Below are 15,547 nucleotides of genomic sequence, written 5' to 3' on the forward strand. Positions count from 1 at the left end.
CGCAGGCCTGCCTTTCAGTTGGGAAGAGGCATATGTCGGGACTCACGCTTCAGAATATCGTCAAGGACTTCAGCGTCATTCGCGCCGTCGACAATGTCGACCTGACGGTGCCGCACGGGGCATTCGTCTGTCTGCTCGGCCCCTCCGGCTGCGGCAAGACGACCTTGCTGCGCATGATAGCAGGTCTCGATCTGCCGACCTCGGGCCGCATCACGCTCAACGGGAAAGACATCACCAGGACGCCGACGCACCAGCGCGAGCTTGGCATGGTGTTCCAGTCGCTGGCGCTGTTCCCGCACCTGACGGTTGGCGAGAATATCGCCTATCCACTGCGCATTCGCGGCCGTCCGAAAGACGAACAGGCGAAGCGCGTCGAAGAGCTGTTGGCGATGATCTATTTGCCGGGCTACGCTGATCGCGCCGTGTCGAAACTTTCCGGTGGCCAGCGGCAGCGCGTCGCAATCGCAAGGGCACTGGCGATTTCTCCGAAACTCTTTCTGCTCGACGAGCCGCTGTCGGCGCTTGATGCGAAGCTGCGCGAAGCCATGCAGGTGGAGCTTCGCCAGCTTCATCAGAGGCTCGGCATCACCACGATCGCCGTCACGCATGACCAGCGCGAGGCGATGACCATGGCCGATACGGTTGTGGTCATGAACGGCGGTCAGATCCGCCAGGCAGCGTCGCCGACCGAGATTTATCGTAGACCGGCAGACAGCTTCGTCGCGGATTTCATTGGCCAGACAAACCTGGTCGAGGCCAGGCGGGAGGGCGGCGCGGTCAGCATATTGGGGCAGCCGGTCGCGGCCCTGTCGCTGTCGGCAGGGATCGAGCGCGCCACACTCTCAATCCGGCCGGAAGACGTGCGCCTGGGCCCGCCCGAGGCCGGCGCACTGACGGGCGAGGTCACCTTTGTGCGCGATCTCGGCGGCGTCGTCGAAACCTTTGTCAATGTCGGCGGTCAGCAGTTCATTGCGGTCTCGACGCCGCGCGAGCGCCCTGACGTGGCGGTGGGCCAGACGGTGGGCATTGCGCTCACCGACAGGGACTGTGTGGTGCTCGAGCAATGAGACGCGAAGCCCCGCAGACGCTTGGCGACTATGCCCCGCTAGCCTTCCCGGCGATCATGCTGATCGTCTTCTTCGTCGTGCCTTTCGGCACGATGATTTCCGTCAGCTTCTTCAAACGCCAGCAGGGCGGCTTCTACACGCCGGATTTCGTCTTCGACAATTATGTCCGCTTCCTCTCAGCCTTCTTCGGCGGAGTGCTCAGCTTTTCCCTGCTCCTCGCGGTCGCGGTGGCCGCGACCTGTGTCGTTCTGGCCCTGCCTTTCACATATCTGCTGATCCGCATGAAGCGGAGCACCCAGGTGGCCTGGTTGGTCGCACTTCTTTCGATCCTGTCCCTGTCTGAGGTCATCATCGGTTTCGCCTGGTCGACGCTGTTTTCGCGCACGGCCGGCATCACCAACCTGTTTGTATGGCTCGGCCTCATGCAGCAGGCCGTCGCCCTGACGCCGAGCATCGGGGCCGTTGTCACAGGCATGGTCTATCAGGCCTTCCCCTACACGGTCCTGGTCCTCTACCCCGCGCTGGTGCGGCTTGATCCGACGCTTTCGGAGGCCGCGCGCACGCTCGGCGCTTCGCCGGTCAAGGCCTTCTTCACGGTTGTCGTGCCAGCGCTGCGCGATACGATCGTCGCCACGCTGATCATGGTCTTCATTTTCGCGCTCGGATCCTATCTGTTGCCGCAACTGCTCGGCCGCCCGCAGCACTGGACGCTTTCCGTGCACATTACCGACCAGGCGATCTATCAATCGAATATGCCCTTCGCGGCTGCCATGGCGGTTTTCCTGGTGTTGGTCACACTGGCCCTTGTAGCGCTCACCTTGCTCGTTGGCCGCCACGGAGGGGCGAGCAAATGACCATTCTCCGCAACGTTCTTTTCGTGATTGTCGGACTGTTTCTCGCTTTGCCGCTGATCGTCGTCGCCGGCGTCTCGGTCAACGCAAGGCAGAGCCTCACCTTCCCGCCGCAAGGTTTCTCGCTCGGCTGGTACGGTCAGATATTTCTCGACATGGAATGGCGCAATGCGCTGATCGCGTCGCTTCTGCTGGCGCTCTCGTCGGCGGCGCTGGCAGTGCTGATCGCCCTGCCGCTCGCCTGGTTCCTCTGGCGCCGCTACGCGCCCTGGGCCAATATCTTCCAGTTGCTCGGCGTGGCGCCCTTTACCTTGCCACCGGTCATCACGGCGCTCGGCCTGCTGACTTTCTGGGCCACGACCGGATTCTACGGGCAACCCTGGACGGCGATGATCGGCCACGCCATCTTCTTCGTCACGCTGCCGCTGGTGACCATTTCGCTCGGCTTTTCGGCGATCGACCGCTCGCTGGTAGAGGCCGCCTCGACCCTGGGAGGCGACGACCGCACGGTGTTCCGAACCGTCGTTCTGCCACTGATCTCGCCGTACATCGTATCGGGCTACGCGTTTGCCTTTGTTCTGTCGCTTAACGAATACATCGTTGCCTACATGACGGTCGGTTTCACGCTGGAAACGCTGCCGATCAAGATCTTCAATTCGCTGCGTTACGGCTACACGCCGACCATGGCGGCGGTGACGATCCTGTTCGTGGCGACGGCAGCGATTGTCTTCAGTCTGGTCGCACGCTTCGGCGACCTGCCGAAACTGCTTGGCGCGATGACGTCCAACGAGCCCTGATCGAAGCAACCAGTCCCGCCAGGGAACGCCAGGACGATCAGCCGTTCCTTCCTCCTGAACATCGAAGCACCCGAGATGGACCTAGCGCTAGAACGACGTTTTCCCTGCGTCGCCGACATGAAAAAGGCCGCGCAAAGACGCATGCCGCGTTTCGCCTGGGACTACCTCGTCGGCGGACTCGGGCGCGAAGCTTCCGTGCGGCGCAATCTGGCGGCCCTGGAAGAGGTGGTGCTTATGCCGAGCTACCTCGCCGACGCCGACGAGCCCGATACTGGCGCAAGCCTGTTCGGCCATCGTTTCGACGCGCCATTTGCCGTCGCGCCGCTTGGGCTGGCCGGCCTCCTGTGGCCCGGGTCCGAGCTGCCGCTCGCACAGGCTGCCAGGCAGCATAACCTTCCCTATATCCTGAGCACTTTCGCCAACACCTCGCTTGAGACGATCCGTCCTGCAGGCGGTCATCACACTTGGTTCCAGTTCTATCCACCGAACGATCCCGCCATGGAAGACGACATGGTGGATCGGGCGCGCAGAGCGGGCTACGACGTTCTTGTCGTGACTGTCGACATTCCAGCGTCCGCCCGGCGCGAGCGCGACATCCGCAATGGTTTGACCATTCCGCCGGTCTTTGACTTTTCAACGATCACGCAGGTGGCGATGCGGCCGTCATGGGCAATGGGCATTCTGCAAAACGGGGTTCCCGACTTCGCCAATCTCTCGCCTTACTACCCGAAGGGCTCGAGCCTTGCCGCAGCGGCCCAATTTGTCGGCAGGGTGATGACGGGTCACGTCACCCGCGAGCGCTTCAAGAAAATCCGAGACGCGTGGCCAGGCAAGATCCTGGTCAAGGGTGTGCTTCACCCCGAAGAAGCGGAGGAATATATGTCCTTGGGCGGCGATGGTCTGATCCTCTCAAATCATGGGGGACGGCAGCTCGACGCCGCGCCGTCTGCGGCGGAGGTCATCGGTGAAATCCGCGCACGACTTGGCCCCAAGACCCTGCTGCTCGCAGACGGCGGCGTGCGCTCCGGCCCCGATATCGCCCGGATGCTGGCGCTCGGCGCCGATTTTGTCCTGATCGGCCGCCCATTCCTGTTTGCTTCCGCCGCCATCGGGCGTCGCGGCGGCGATCATTTGATGAACGTCCTGAAAGCCGAACTGACGGCAACGATGGCGCAACTGGGCTGCAGGACGGTCGAAGACTTGCCATCGAGCCGGTGGCGGCCGAAAGGCAGGGCGGCGAAAGAACTTGATCTCGGATGGAGAATTGCGTGACTGAAGCCGTTACGATGAGCATCGAAGCCCTGCAAAATCGAATCGTTGCGATCTTCGAGCGCGCAGGATTGAACAAGGTGCAGGCGGCGGCTTTGGGCCATGTCATCGTGGCCGGCGAGCGCGATGCCTGCAAATCGCACGGAATTTACCGCATCGAGGGGGCGTTGCGCACGGTGAAGGCGGGCAAGGTGAAGCCCGATGCCGCTCCTGTCCTTGCGCCGGATGACGGCAGCGCGATCGTCAGGGTCGACGCGCAGGGCGGTTTCGCCAGTGCGGCGTTTGAACTCGGCGTACCCGTACTCGCGGAACGCGCCAGGCGGCTTGGTATCGCCGCCATGGTCATCAACGATTGCTCGCACTTCTCGGCCCTGTGGCCCGAGGTCGAGGCACTGACCGCGCACGGCCTTGCAGCATTGGTGATGTGCCCGAGCTATGCGACGGTTGCCCCATCCGGAGGCAGCAAGCCTCTGCTCGGCACCAATCCATTCGCCTTCGGCTGGCCTCGCAAAGACCAACCGCCCTACGTGTTCGATTTTGCCACGTCGGTGGCGGCGCGCGGTGAGATTGAACTGCACCGCCGCGCTGGCAAGCAACTGCCGGAAGGTTGGGCGATCGACGCTGCCGGCAATCCCACCACTGACCCGGTTGCCGCGCTCGAAGGCGCAATGATGCCTTTTGGCGGCCACAAGGGGTCCGCCATCGCCACCATGATAGAGCTGCTCGCCGGCATCATGATCGGCGATCTTACCAGCCCCGAGGTTCTAGACTATCTCGGAACGACGACCTTGGCGCCGTTCCATGGCGAACTGATCATTGCAATGTCACCCGAAACCTTCGCCAGGGGCCGCCCCGGCGATCCGTTCGCGCGCGCCGAAATCCTCTTCGAAACGATCGTCGGACAAGGCGCTCGGCTGCCATCGCAGCGCCGCTTCGCCGCGCGCATGAAATCGGAAGCTGAAGGGATCAGCCTGACTGCAGCCGAACTCGCCCAACTGGACGCGCTGCTGGCTGGCGGACTGGCCGCCGTTAAATAAAGCACGTCGTTCGGAAATGTGCAGCGGTTTCGGGGCAACGAGAGATCCACCGACGTCGGAACCTCATGTGCAATCCCTGCGGACTGTGAGCGCAAGAGTGCGAAGAGCATGCCGGGCGCAGCCGGTCATTTCTTCACCGCCACAATGAAAAGCCGCGGAAATCTGAGCAGCACCCGCCCGTCCGCCAGCTTAGGATGGGTCTGTTCGACCCGCGCGAGGTAATCGGCGAGGAATGCCTCGCGATGCTCTGCGCCGGCACGGGCGAGATAGGGCATCAACCCGGTTCCCTTGACCCATTCGACGATCGCTGCCGCATCGGCCATCGGGTGATTGTAGATGGTGTGCCAGATATCGACGCGCGAGGCCTTGGCGATCAGCCTGTTGTAATAGGCCGACGGCGCGGGCAGGGGCCTGCGGCGCACGCTCTTTGCCTCGAATGCAACTTTCCAGGGGCCGGCATTGGCAGTTTCTTCCATCGCCAGATGTGAGGGTTCACCGAGATTGTCGGGCATCTGCACGGCAAGAACGCCGCCTTCGGCAAGCCCGTCCATCAGCCGCTCGAAAATGTCGAGGTGATCGGGCAGCCACTGGAAGACGGCATTGGCAAAGAGCAGGTCGGCAGGCTCCGTCGGCTGCCAGCTGCCAAGATCCGCCTCGACGAAGGCGGTGCCGGGAAGCCGCTTGCGGGCCGTCTCCAGCATGTTGATGTCGCTGTCGAGGCCGGAGACGCCGGCAGCCCCATAACGCTTGATGATGAGTTCGGTCGAATTGCCCGGCCCGCAGCCGAGGTCGACGGCGCGGCGAAGGTTCTGCAGCGGCACCTGCGCCAGAAGATCGCGCGCCGGCCGCGTGCGCTCGTCCTCGAACTTCACATACTGGCTGGCGGACCATGCCATGGCGATACCTCCTGATGTCGGGCCACGTCTTCCTGTGGCGGATGCGAATCGTGTCGTTGTTGCGCCCGTCGAACTCAGTCGCGAACTTCAGACACAAGGATCTTGTCCACGCGCCTGCCGTCGAGATCGACGACCTCGAAGCGCCACCCATCCCTTGTGAAGCTCTCCCCCAATTCCGGCAGATGTTTCAGCTCCTCCAACACCAGGCCGGCCACGGTCTGATATTCGAGATCGTCGTCGAGCTTGAGGTTCAGGAACTCGGCGAATTCATCGATCGGCGCCCAGCCGGAGACGAGATAGGAACCATCGTCTCGGCGAGCGATCGCCTGCTCCTCGACCGGCCCCTCCTGGAGCGCGCCCATGATCGCTTCCAGAATGTCGCCGGACGAGACAATCCCTTCGAAATGGCCGTATTCGTCAAACACCAGCACCATGTGAACAGGCGATTTCCTGATCGCCTCAATCACGCTGGTCGCGGTTGCAAGGTCTGAAACGACCGGGACGTCCTGCGTCAGAGCCTTGATATCGGCGCTGCCGTGTTCGGACATCGAATCGTAGAAGTCCTTCACCGGAAGGATGCCGATCACCTCGTCCGAACTGCCTTTGCGAACCGGCAATCGAGACCGCTTCGTCCGGTGCAGCTGCGCCCGGATTTCATCGAGGCTGTCGTCGATATCGATAATTTCGACGTCCCGTCGCGGCGTCATCAGCGCCCGGGCGGTGCGGTCCGCCAGCCGCATGACGCCCGAGATCATCGCGGACTCCTCGCTTTCGATGACGCCCGCCGATTGCGCCTCGGCCAGAACCGTCTTGATCTCTTCGTCAGAGACGTTGTCGCCCACTTTTCCTGTCTGGCCCAGCAGCTTGAGCACAAGATTTCCCGAGGCGTTCAGAAGCCAGACGAGAGGCAGCGCAATCTTTGAAAGCAGCGCCATGGCGGGTGCGACCCTCGCCGCAACCGCTTCGGGTTCCCGCAATGCGATCTGCTTTGGAACAAGTTCGCCGACGATCAGGGAAAGATAGGTGATCGCCACGACGACGAAACCGACGCCGATGGCGTCGGCAGCCGTCGATGACATCCCCTGCGCCTCCAGCCATGTCGTCAGGCGACCGCCGAGTGTTGCGCCTGAGAAAGCGCCGGAGAGAACACCGACAAGCGTGATGCCGATCTGAACCGTGGAGAGAAAGCGACCGGGGTTTTCGGCAAGTTTGATGGCTTGAGCTGCACCTTTGCTCCCATTTTCGGAGAGAACCTTCAGGCGGGCCGTTCGAGAAGACACGACGGCGAGCTCAGACATGGCGAGCACACCATTCAAGATGGTGAGAAACGCCACAATTCCAATTTCCAGAAACACAGGGACCCTATTCGTTGAGGTTTTGATGCCGCATAAGGCGAGGCGGCGGAAGCTTCGCAGAGACGCTATATATGCGCATCACCCATCGGCAAAGCTTTCTGTGAGCTCGGCTGGATGCAAGGCCAGGCAGACTTCGTCACACTGTCTACGACAGGCGCCAGCATCTTCTGCGGCGGCTTTCCGGTTTGAGCGGGCGGAGCGTGTACTGGATGGGTCGCTATCAGGCATGGCGCAATTTTGGCGGTGAAACAGGCCCGGCGCAAGAGGCGCTGGGCGTTCCTTATAGCGCCTTGATGTGACAGTTTCGAAAAACGGCGACAAGGATGCCTTCTTGCTGGGAGTTTCAGGGAAATTCGCATTCATGCGTGATGCCGAGCCGAACGCTCCGGCATCACGCGCGCGAATGTCACGCCGCCAGAATGGTGATCCCATAAGCATTGGCAGTGGCCGTCATCCGGGCGATGGTCTCAGGCGAGGGGGCCTTCAGCGGCTCGCTCGTGCCTTCCGCTTCGATGAACTCAGCCATCTCCCGATCGACGATGGCCGAAAAGACTGCGGGGACGGTCCCGCGGTTGGCATAGCCGTGCACCACGAAAGGCGGAATCGTGACGATGTCGCCAGCACCTGCTTCGATCTCTTCAGGGCCGCTGTCGGTCAGCCGCCAGATCGTCAAACGGCCCTCGAGAATGCGGAAGACTTCCGGGCTTGCATGCGCATGTCTAGGCGTCCGGCTGCCTGATGGCACGGTGACGTCGAAAATGTTGAACCAGGTTCCGCGGAGCCGAAGCCGCCGCTCGATCCGGTCGCCGAGCACGAAATATCGCTTCGTGTTTTCGGCAGGTAATTTCACAAACGAGTTGGACATCATGTCTCTTTCTTCTTCTTGACGAGGCTTTTCTTGCAGGCGCCTTCTTGCCGGCGCAGCCGTTAGACCTTTGCGCCGCCTTTGACAACCGCTTCTGTTGCAGGGGGCAAGATCGCTGGATGGCTTCGGCACGGGATGGACCTGATGAAGCGTCGCGGCCGATATCGGTGCGGCGAGCCCTTTCCGCAAGGTCCCCGATCCAGGGCGGCCTGCGTGAAAATGACACGGGCTCGGCCGGCTCGTCGAGCACGTGCAAGGGCTCATCATGTAATTGGGCCAATCCAGCAATGTCATTGCTTCTAAGGCAGCGCCCTCGACGGTGAGGCCAGCCGGAATATCGTTTGGCGTGAAGTTTCGACAAAACCCACCGTGAGTAAGCCCGCTGCCTTCATGATGAAAAGCACCTTCACAAAGTCCTGCCGGTCGGCCGGCGCCATTCCCTCAAGATCGTATCACTCATCAAGCCACGCCCGCACACCGTCTTGTCGCCCGCTCGGATCAAGCTCCTGACCCAGCGTGTCGATTTCGGCCGATCCTGTTCGATTAAGACGGAGCGCCGTGAGCCAGTCAAAGGAGAGACAAGTATGGCTGCCACTATGTATTCCGAGCAAGTCGAACTACAGTCGCCGCGCTTCAGTGCGGTGGGCACTTTGCAAGCCGTTTGGATGCTGCTGGAACATCAGCGAAGGTACCGTCGGAGCTTGAGCGAACTCTCGCGGTTTGACTCTCGGCTGCTCCGTGACATCGGATTGGCGCCCCCAGAGTCTCCACTGGAAAGATCGGAGAATGACCTCTCCACCCAGACGATCAGAGTGCTGGAACCAGAATCCGTCCACGATGTCTGACGCCGTCGCCCCTCTTCCGGTAGTCGGCGCGTGAAAGTGCCGGCGAGACGGCATGCGGCCGTTCTCATGTATCCTCTTCTTCGGCACTGTGAGGCACCGGTCACGCAGAGCAGCAAGCCGCTCTCACCGGAAAGCGCAACTGGCAGCATTTTTTTGCTCTTTGTCGATTCGCGGTATCCAAATGCGACCAGATCGGCAGCACCATGGAGGAACCGATGCGCTACCTTTGTCTCTTCTACATCGATCAAACACTTGCTGATGCCGCCAGCAAGGAGGAATGGGCCGAGATCGACCGGGAGTCCTTGGCTTCCAATGAAGAACTCCGACGATCAGGCCACTATATCGCCTCCAATGCTCTTGCCGACCCAAAGACCGCAAAGACATTGCGGGTTCGGGCCGGCAAGGCAAGTTGGATCGACGGGCCCTTCGCAGAGACCAAGGAGCATCTGGGTGGCTTCCTGCTCATCGAAGCGAAGAACATTGCGGAGGTAATGGAGATCGCGGTGCGGGACCCGCTCGCTCGGATGGGGGCGATCGAGGTGCGCGAGACCGCCGGCTTTTAGATTTGAGGTGTCCCGGCTAATGCCGTCGGCCATGCGCTCGACGTTCTGATTAGGGTCACAAGAATCCTTTTCGCCGGATTGTTCACGCTATTGACGAGACACGCCCTGAAGAGCCGGGTGGAGATCACTCAGGTAATCGAGAGCAACATGACGTCAGCGGAGGAAAACACTGCAGCTATACCTACACGTCGAAATTTGTCGGCAAGACAATCATGTCCCGGATCGTGACGTTTCGCGGGCGGGTCAGCATGAAGATGATGGCATCGGAGACCTCTGAGGGCTCGATAAGACTCCCACTGGCTTTTGCCTTCTCGAGGTTTTCCGCGGGCCAATCGGCCAGCAGAGCGGAAACGACCGGGCCGGGCGAGACCTGGCTGACCCTGATGCCGTGGTTCTTCAACTGCCGGCGCATGATCTGGACGAAACTGGTAATCGCCCATTTGGAGCTGGAATAAACCGGCTCCCACTGGATCGGCGCATGGCCGGCTACGGAGCAAGTCACCAAAATGTCCCCGGTCCCGCGCTCGATCATATGCGGAGCGATGTCGCGGACGTTCTTCATGACGGCGTTCACGTTGAGATTCAGCATCCGATCAATTGTCGCGGTATCGGTATCGATAAGATCCCCGCCAATGTAGGACCCTGCATTGCAGTGCAGGATGTCGAGATGATCGACCTTTGCCAGGATTTCCGGCACCATGGCCGCGCAACTTGCGGCGTCCAGAAGATCGGTGACCTGCATGACTACGGCGTCGCCGAACTCGGCAGCGTATGTTTCCAGTGCCTGTCTGTTGTAGTCGACCATCACGACCTTGGCGCCGGCGTCGACCAGGGCACGGGTCGTCGCCAGCCCGATACCGGAAGCTGCGCCGGTTACCGCAGCGATCTTTCCTTCGAGTGATTTAGTCATCGTCTTGTCTCGCTCTTGGTTTTCAGACAGCAAGGAAGCCGCCATCGACTGGCAGGACTGCGCCACTGATCATGACTGCGTCCTCTGAAATAAGCAGGGCGATCGAGCGTGCGACATCGTCGACCTCTGCAAAGCGCCCCATCGGGTGGCGAACAATCATCGGGTTACGTTTGGAAGGCTCGGACCACGCCTTCGCCGCAAGCTCCGTCATGGTAACCGTAGGCGCCACTGCATTGACCCGGATTCCATAGGCGCCGAGTTCCTTGGCCATGACACGTGTCGCGCCTTCCAGTCCCGCCTTTGAAGCGGCGTAAGCCACGTGATCCACGAAACCACGATGTCCGGCGATCGAGGTCACATTCACGATCGTACCGCCGCCGCCGTTCGAAATGCGAGCCCGCGCGAACTCCTGCGCACAAATCAGCGCGGCCCGCAGGTTGATGCCGAGGACCTGCTCATAGCCCTCCTCCGTCATATCGATGACGCTTTCAAGCACGTTGGTTCCCGCGCAATTGATCAGCGCGTCTGCCAGTCCCGCCTTCTTCATGGCGGCGCGCGCTGCTGCATTGTCGGCGAGATTGACCGATATTACCGTCGCGCCGAACTTTGCCGCAAGATCATCCAGATCGGCCTGCGTACGCGACAAGGCGACGATTCGGGCGCCGCGGTGGGTGAGCAGTTCAACGCAGGCGCGACCAATACCCTTGCCGGCACCGGTGATGATGACCGTTTTTCCTGTAAAGTCCGACATGGTTGATCCTTCCGATGCCTGTTGCTCAGAACGGGAGTCTTTGCTCGGTTTGCTTGTCGAACACATGAGCCGCGGCAGGATCGACGTCGAGCCGTATCCTGTCGCCCGGCTTCAGCGCGTGGCGCTCGCGAAAGGCGCACAAGACCCGCTTGCCCGCCAACTGGGCTGCCAGCAGAATTTCGGCCCCCGTCGGTTCGATCAACTCGACAGTTGCCGGTACGCCCGCATCGCCGTTCGACAGCATCCACTGGTCAGGACGTACCCCGTATATCACCTCCTGGCCGTGACTCGCCCGCGTGCCTTGTGGAAGGGGAAGGGCCGACCCTTCAGCCAGCCGCGCTGAGTTCGAAGAGAGATCGATTGTGGCCGGTAGCATGTTCATCGCCGGGGATCCGATGAAGCCGGCGACAAAGGTATTTGCCGGCCTGTCGTAAAGCTCCAGTGGCGCACCGATCTGCTCCACCTTGCCGTCGCGAAGCACTACAATGCGGTCCGCCATTGTCATGGCTTCAATCTGGTCATGCGTGACATACACGGAAGTCGCGCCGAGGCGCTGGTGAAGAGTTTTGATCTCCGAACGCATATCTACGCGCAACGCGGCGTCCAGGTTTGACAGCGGCTCGTCAAAGAAGAACGCCTTTGGGCGGCGAACCATCGCGCGCCCCATGGCAACACGCTGCCGCTGGCCTCCGGAGAGCGCCTTCGGATATCGGTCGAGATAGGGCGTAAGCCGCAACATCTCGGCAGCCTTGTCGACCTTGACGTTGCGATCCGCAAGGTTCTCGCCGCGCAATTTCAGTGCGAAGGCCATGTTCTCCCGAACGGTCATGTGCGGATAGAGCGCGTAGTTCTGGAAAACCATCGCCACGTCACGGTCCTTGGCGGCGATGTTGTCGACGCGATGTCCGCCAAGCTTGATCGTGCCGCCGGTGATCTCCTCAAGGCCGGCAAGCGACCGCAACAGCGTGGATTTGCCGCAACCGGAGGGACCGACCAGCACGACGAACTCACCGTCGGCTATGTCGAACGAGATGTTGCGCAGCGCGTGATAGGAGCCGTAATGCTTGTCGACCTGGTCGAGCTCGATCGTCGCCATGTGTCAATCCTCTGTCAGTTGTGGCGGCATGGCCGCCGATCAATCGGGACGGGTCCACGGGCAGTTTCACCATGAGGTGTATCCTGCATCCGCAACGACGATGCTGCCGGTCATCAGGCTGGCGGCATCGCACGACATGCGCGCCCGCTTCCGATAAGGCATCAGCGCAGGCATAGCCGATGTTGGGCCCCGCGCCGGTGACGACCGCCACTCTTCCACTGAGATCCAGCTTCCGCAGGTACATGCTACTTCCCAAGCTCGATCTGGATCTTGACGGAGGACGGCTTCGGTCGCACGGCGTAATCGAACGCTTCGACAGAATCCTCGAAAGCGTAGGTATCGGTGATCAGCGCATCGACATTGATCTGGTTCGATCCCAATAGCGCGACGATGCGCGGGTAGACATGGGCGTAGCGGAACACGTGTTCGATGCGCAGTTCCTTGGTCTGGGCGATGACGACATCGAGCGGGACCGGCTTCAGGGGCATGCCGACGAGGACGATGGCGCCGCCGGGGCAAGCATGGTGCGCCGTGTCTGCGATCACTTCGGCCGCGCCGGAACATTCGAAGACGACATCGACGCCCCAGCCGTCGGTTTCGCGGGCTATGACACTCTTCAGGTCCTGCGAGCGTACGTTGACGGTCATGATGGCAGGGCCGAGCTTGCGCGCCACGGCAAGCTTTTCGTCGACAACGTCGGTAACGATAACTCTGGCGCAGCCAGCCGACAGCGCCGCGATCGCTGTCACCATGCCGATCGGCCCGGCACCCGTGACCAGCGCGATCGCACCGGGCGTCAGCCTCGCCTTGGAGACTGCTTGAAAGCCTACAGCCAACGGCTCGACCATAGCGCCAGCGGCGTAGGAGACGTTGTTCGGAAGCTTAAAGGTGAAGGCCGCCGGGTGGACCACGCTCGGTCTCAGTACGCCATGCACCGGCGGCGTCGCCCAGAAGCGCACCGCGGGATCGAGATTGTAGAGACCCAGTCGCGACGCGCGACTTTGAGGATCGGGAATGCCGGGCTCCATGCAAACGCGGTCGCCGACTTTCAAGTTCTGCACCGTGCTGCCGACCTCTTCGATGATGCCGGCGGCTTCGTGGCCGAGGATCATCGGCTCGCGCACAACGAAAGGGCCGATCGCGCCGTGAGTGTAATAGTGAACGTCGGATCCGCAGACGCCAACGGTTTTGATGGCGATGCGCACGTCGGTGGGACCGAGCGCCTCCTTCGGGTCCAGGTCGCGAATGCGCAGTTCGTCTTTGCGTTCGAGGACGAGTGATCTCATGTCTTCAGCCCTTTCGGATAATGAACACGGCCAGCGCCAGGCAGAGCACCGTCGCCACCCATAGGGGCAACACGCCCTCAAGGAAGCGCATCCATAGAAGATGCACCAGGATCAGGATCACGACGGAGATGAAGCCCCTGTCGAAGCCGTTGGTTCGGATAGGCAGGAACCCGTCGCGTTGGGTTTTCTGGGGTTGAACGCCAGCCATCTTCTTACCCTTTCAACGCGCCGAACGTGAGGCCGGTCACGATGTGTTTCTGGACGAAGCCGAGCACGATTAGGGCCGGAAGCGTGGTCAGGAACGCCATCGCTGCCATCTCGCCCCAGTTCGTTCCGGTGACCGAGACATATTCAGCGAGCGCTGTCGTCACGGTCCTGGCGTTAGCCGAGGACGTTAGGGTCGCTGCGAACAGGTACTCGTTCCAGGCGAAAATCCAGGTCAGGATGAAGGTGACGGCCAACCCCGGCCGCGCCAGCGGCAGGATGACGTTGGACAGCACCTGGCCGGTTGTCGCACCATCGACCCGCGCCGCTTCGTCAAGCTCCAGCGGAATCCCGTCGAGCATGCCCTTCAAGAGCCAGACGGCGAAGGGCAGGTTGAAGACGCAATAAAGCAGGATCAGGCCAGTCTTCGTATCGAACAGCATGAAATCGCCGAACACGAACCACTTGGTGAAGAGCAGGAAGAGCGGCAGCAGAAACACGGCTGGCGGCGCCATGCGGTTGGTGATCAGCCAGAAAAACACATTGTCACCGCCGCCGATTTTGTAACGCGACAGCCCGAACGCCGCGAGCAGGCCGAGCGCGCACACCAGCGCTGCGTTCGATGTCGCCACGATCAGCGAATTCCAGAGATACTGCAGGAATGTCGAGCTGTTCAGCACCGCCAGAAAATTGTTCCAGTAAAGATCGTCGATGAGGAACGACTTCGAATAGAGCTTCACGCGGGGGCGCATCGAAACGACCAGCATCCACCAGACCGGAAGCAGCGTCAGAATGGTCAGGCATATCCAAAGGACGAACGAGGCTATACCGGAGCGTTTCATTGTGCGCCTCCCTTGCGGCCGGTCATGGCGACGAACAGCAGCCAGCTCAGAACGATCGTGACGTAAAGCGTCAGTAGCGACATGGCCGCACCGTAGCCGTAATCGGTCTTCGGAAAGACGTTGATCCAGATATGAAGGCCGATGAACCGGGTGGCCTCAGCCGGACCACCCTTTGTCAGCATCCAGATTTCGTCGACCGAGCGCAGCGCGTCCATCAGCCGGATGAAGACGGTTGTCAGCAGCACCGGCTTCAACATCGGAACGATCACGTACCAGAAAATCTGCAGCTTGTTGCCGCCGTCGATCTGCGCCTGTTCGAGCGGTTCTTTCGGCAAGGCGGTCAGTCCCGCCATGAGTGACAGCGTGACGAACGGCGTCCAATGCCACAGGTCCATGATGATCGCCGTGGCGAAGGCGTGATAGGCATTGGTCGAGATGTTGTAGTCGATGCCGAACCACAGTTTCAGGTAATAGGGCACGATGCCGAAGCCGGGAACGCAAAGCAGCCGCCAGGTAGCGCCGACTGCAATGGGCGCGACCACGATCGGCAGTGTGTGGATCGTGCGAAAGAACTGCCGGCCCCACAGCCGGTCTGCCATCAGCGCGCGGGCCAGGACATAGCCTAACAACAGCTCGCTCACAACGACGACGAATGCGAAGACCAGCGTGCGCGCAAGCGAGTTCAGGAATGTCGTGTCAAAAACGAGGCTGCGATAATTCTGCAGGCCTGCCCAGCGCAGGGTGGGGTCGACTGCGTTGGTGTTCCAGTCGAAGAAGCCGACATAGAGAATGTAGATGAAGGGAACAAACCCGACAACGAACAGAATTAGCGTGGCTGGTGCTAGAAACAGCCATCCGATGTTGGATTGTCTCATCCTGCGCTCCGTCAGATCGTCCTTGACACTCATTCGCC

At 61.1% G+C, this 15,547-nt stretch carries 17 protein-coding genes and 1 pseudogene; 7 read left to right on the top strand and 11 right to left on the bottom strand.

Translation table 11 applies throughout. The features are described 5' to 3' along the window. Positions 1-32 precede the first annotated feature (32 nt). The 5 genes from HJB91_RS16935 (at position 33) to HJB91_RS16955 (ending at position 5,021) form a co-directional block, all read left to right on the top strand. Positions 33-1,067, top strand: coding sequence for an ABC transporter ATP-binding protein (locus HJB91_RS16935; RefSeq protein ID WP_210628658.1), 1,035 nt, complete (start codon positions 33-35; stop codon positions 1,065-1,067). Further along, positions 1,064-1,921: an ABC transporter permease gene (locus tag HJB91_RS16940; protein WP_210628657.1), complete on the top strand. Its 858-nt coding sequence runs from the start codon at positions 1,064-1,066 to the stop codon at positions 1,919-1,921. Before HJB91_RS16935 ends, HJB91_RS16940 begins: the two co-directional genes overlap by 4 nt. Next, positions 1,918-2,715, top strand: a complete 798-nt coding sequence (locus tag HJB91_RS16945; RefSeq protein WP_210628656.1) for an ABC transporter permease — start codon at positions 1,918-1,920, stop codon at positions 2,713-2,715. The genes HJB91_RS16940 and HJB91_RS16945 overlap by 4 nt, the downstream gene beginning before the upstream one ends. Positions 2,716-2,856: 141 nt before the next feature. Beyond that, positions 2,857-3,987 carry an alpha-hydroxy acid oxidase gene (locus tag HJB91_RS16950; RefSeq protein WP_221155511.1) on the top strand — a complete coding sequence of 377 codons (1,131 nt, stop codon included), beginning with the start codon at positions 2,857-2,859 and terminating at the stop codon, positions 3,985-3,987. Positions 3,988-4,001: 14 nt separating this feature from the next. Beyond that, positions 4,002-5,021, top strand: coding sequence for an Ldh family oxidoreductase (locus HJB91_RS16955; protein ID WP_259669915.1), 1,020 nt, complete (start codon positions 4,002-4,004; stop codon positions 5,019-5,021). A gap of 125 nt (positions 5,022-5,146) precedes the next feature. Here the strand turns inward: HJB91_RS16955 and tam are convergent, their stop codons facing one another. The 3 genes from tam to HJB91_RS16970 form a co-directional block, all read right to left on the bottom strand. Further along, positions 5,147-5,917, bottom strand: a complete 771-nt coding sequence (gene tam, locus HJB91_RS16960; RefSeq protein WP_221146845.1) for a trans-aconitate 2-methyltransferase — start codon at positions 5,915-5,917, stop codon at positions 5,147-5,149. A 74-nt stretch (positions 5,918-5,991) separates the two neighbouring features. Beyond that, on the bottom strand, positions 5,992-7,272 hold the full coding sequence (locus tag HJB91_RS16965; RefSeq protein WP_210628652.1) for a hemolysin family protein: 1,281 nt from the start codon (positions 7,270-7,272) through the stop codon (positions 5,992-5,994). Positions 7,273-7,678: 406 nt separating this feature from the next. After that, complete coding sequence (locus HJB91_RS16970) at positions 7,679-8,140, bottom strand: cupin domain-containing protein (protein ID WP_210628651.1); 462 nt, start codon at positions 8,138-8,140, stop codon at positions 7,679-7,681. Between the two features lie 662 nt (positions 8,141-8,802). Between HJB91_RS16970 and HJB91_RS31275 the strand changes: the two genes are divergently transcribed. Continuing rightward, complete coding sequence (locus tag HJB91_RS31275; RefSeq protein WP_405048793.1) at positions 8,803-8,982, top strand: DUF1127 domain-containing protein; 180 nt, start codon at positions 8,803-8,805, stop codon at positions 8,980-8,982. A gap of 215 nt (positions 8,983-9,197) precedes the next feature. Then, positions 9,198-9,545, top strand: coding sequence for a YciI family protein (locus tag HJB91_RS16980; protein ID WP_221155518.1), 348 nt, complete (start codon positions 9,198-9,200; stop codon positions 9,543-9,545). Between the two features lie 181 nt (positions 9,546-9,726). On the opposite strand, the gene HJB91_RS16985 is transcribed toward HJB91_RS16980, so the two are convergent. The 8 genes and pseudogenes from HJB91_RS16985 to HJB91_RS17015 all read right to left on the bottom strand — a co-directional run bounded on the left by HJB91_RS16985 (position 9,727) and on the right by HJB91_RS17015 (position 15,509). Beyond that, positions 9,727-10,455 carry an SDR family oxidoreductase gene (locus tag HJB91_RS16985; protein WP_210628648.1) on the bottom strand — a complete coding sequence of 243 codons (729 nt, stop codon included), beginning with the start codon at positions 10,453-10,455 and terminating at the stop codon, positions 9,727-9,729. A 22-nt stretch (positions 10,456-10,477) separates the two neighbouring features. Then, positions 10,478-11,206: an SDR family oxidoreductase gene (locus HJB91_RS16990; protein WP_221155569.1), complete on the bottom strand. Its 729-nt coding sequence runs from the start codon at positions 11,204-11,206 to the stop codon at positions 10,478-10,480. A gap of 25 nt (positions 11,207-11,231) precedes the next feature. Next, positions 11,232-12,302 (bottom strand): ABC transporter ATP-binding protein, encoded by a 1,071-nt coding sequence (locus tag HJB91_RS16995; RefSeq protein ID WP_221155520.1) that lies wholly within the window; start codon positions 12,300-12,302, stop codon positions 11,232-11,234. Between the two features lie 130 nt (positions 12,303-12,432). Beyond that, positions 12,433-12,546, bottom strand: a pseudogene (locus tag HJB91_RS30805) (3-oxoacyl-ACP reductase); the annotation flags it as partial. Between the two features lies 1 nt (position 12,547). Then, positions 12,548-13,588, bottom strand: a complete 1,041-nt coding sequence (locus HJB91_RS17000; RefSeq protein ID WP_221155525.1) for an NAD(P)-dependent alcohol dehydrogenase — start codon at positions 13,586-13,588, stop codon at positions 12,548-12,550. Positions 13,589-13,592: 4 nt separating this feature from the next. Next, positions 13,593-13,796, bottom strand: a complete 204-nt coding sequence (locus HJB91_RS17005) for a DUF2160 family membrane protein (protein WP_207241065.1) — start codon at positions 13,794-13,796, stop codon at positions 13,593-13,595. Between the two features lie 4 nt (positions 13,797-13,800). Then, positions 13,801-14,634, bottom strand: coding sequence for a carbohydrate ABC transporter permease (locus HJB91_RS17010; RefSeq protein ID WP_210628645.1), 834 nt, complete (start codon positions 14,632-14,634; stop codon positions 13,801-13,803). Beyond that, positions 14,631-15,509, bottom strand: coding sequence for a carbohydrate ABC transporter permease (locus HJB91_RS17015; protein WP_097591494.1), 879 nt, complete (start codon positions 15,507-15,509; stop codon positions 14,631-14,633). Before HJB91_RS17015 ends, HJB91_RS17010 begins: the two co-directional genes overlap by 4 nt. Positions 15,510-15,547: the final 38 nt, after the last annotated feature.

It is taken from the genome of Rhizobium sp. NLR10b (genome assembly GCF_019685435.1).
Lineage (GTDB): Bacteria > Pseudomonadota > Alphaproteobacteria > Rhizobiales > Rhizobiaceae > Rhizobium.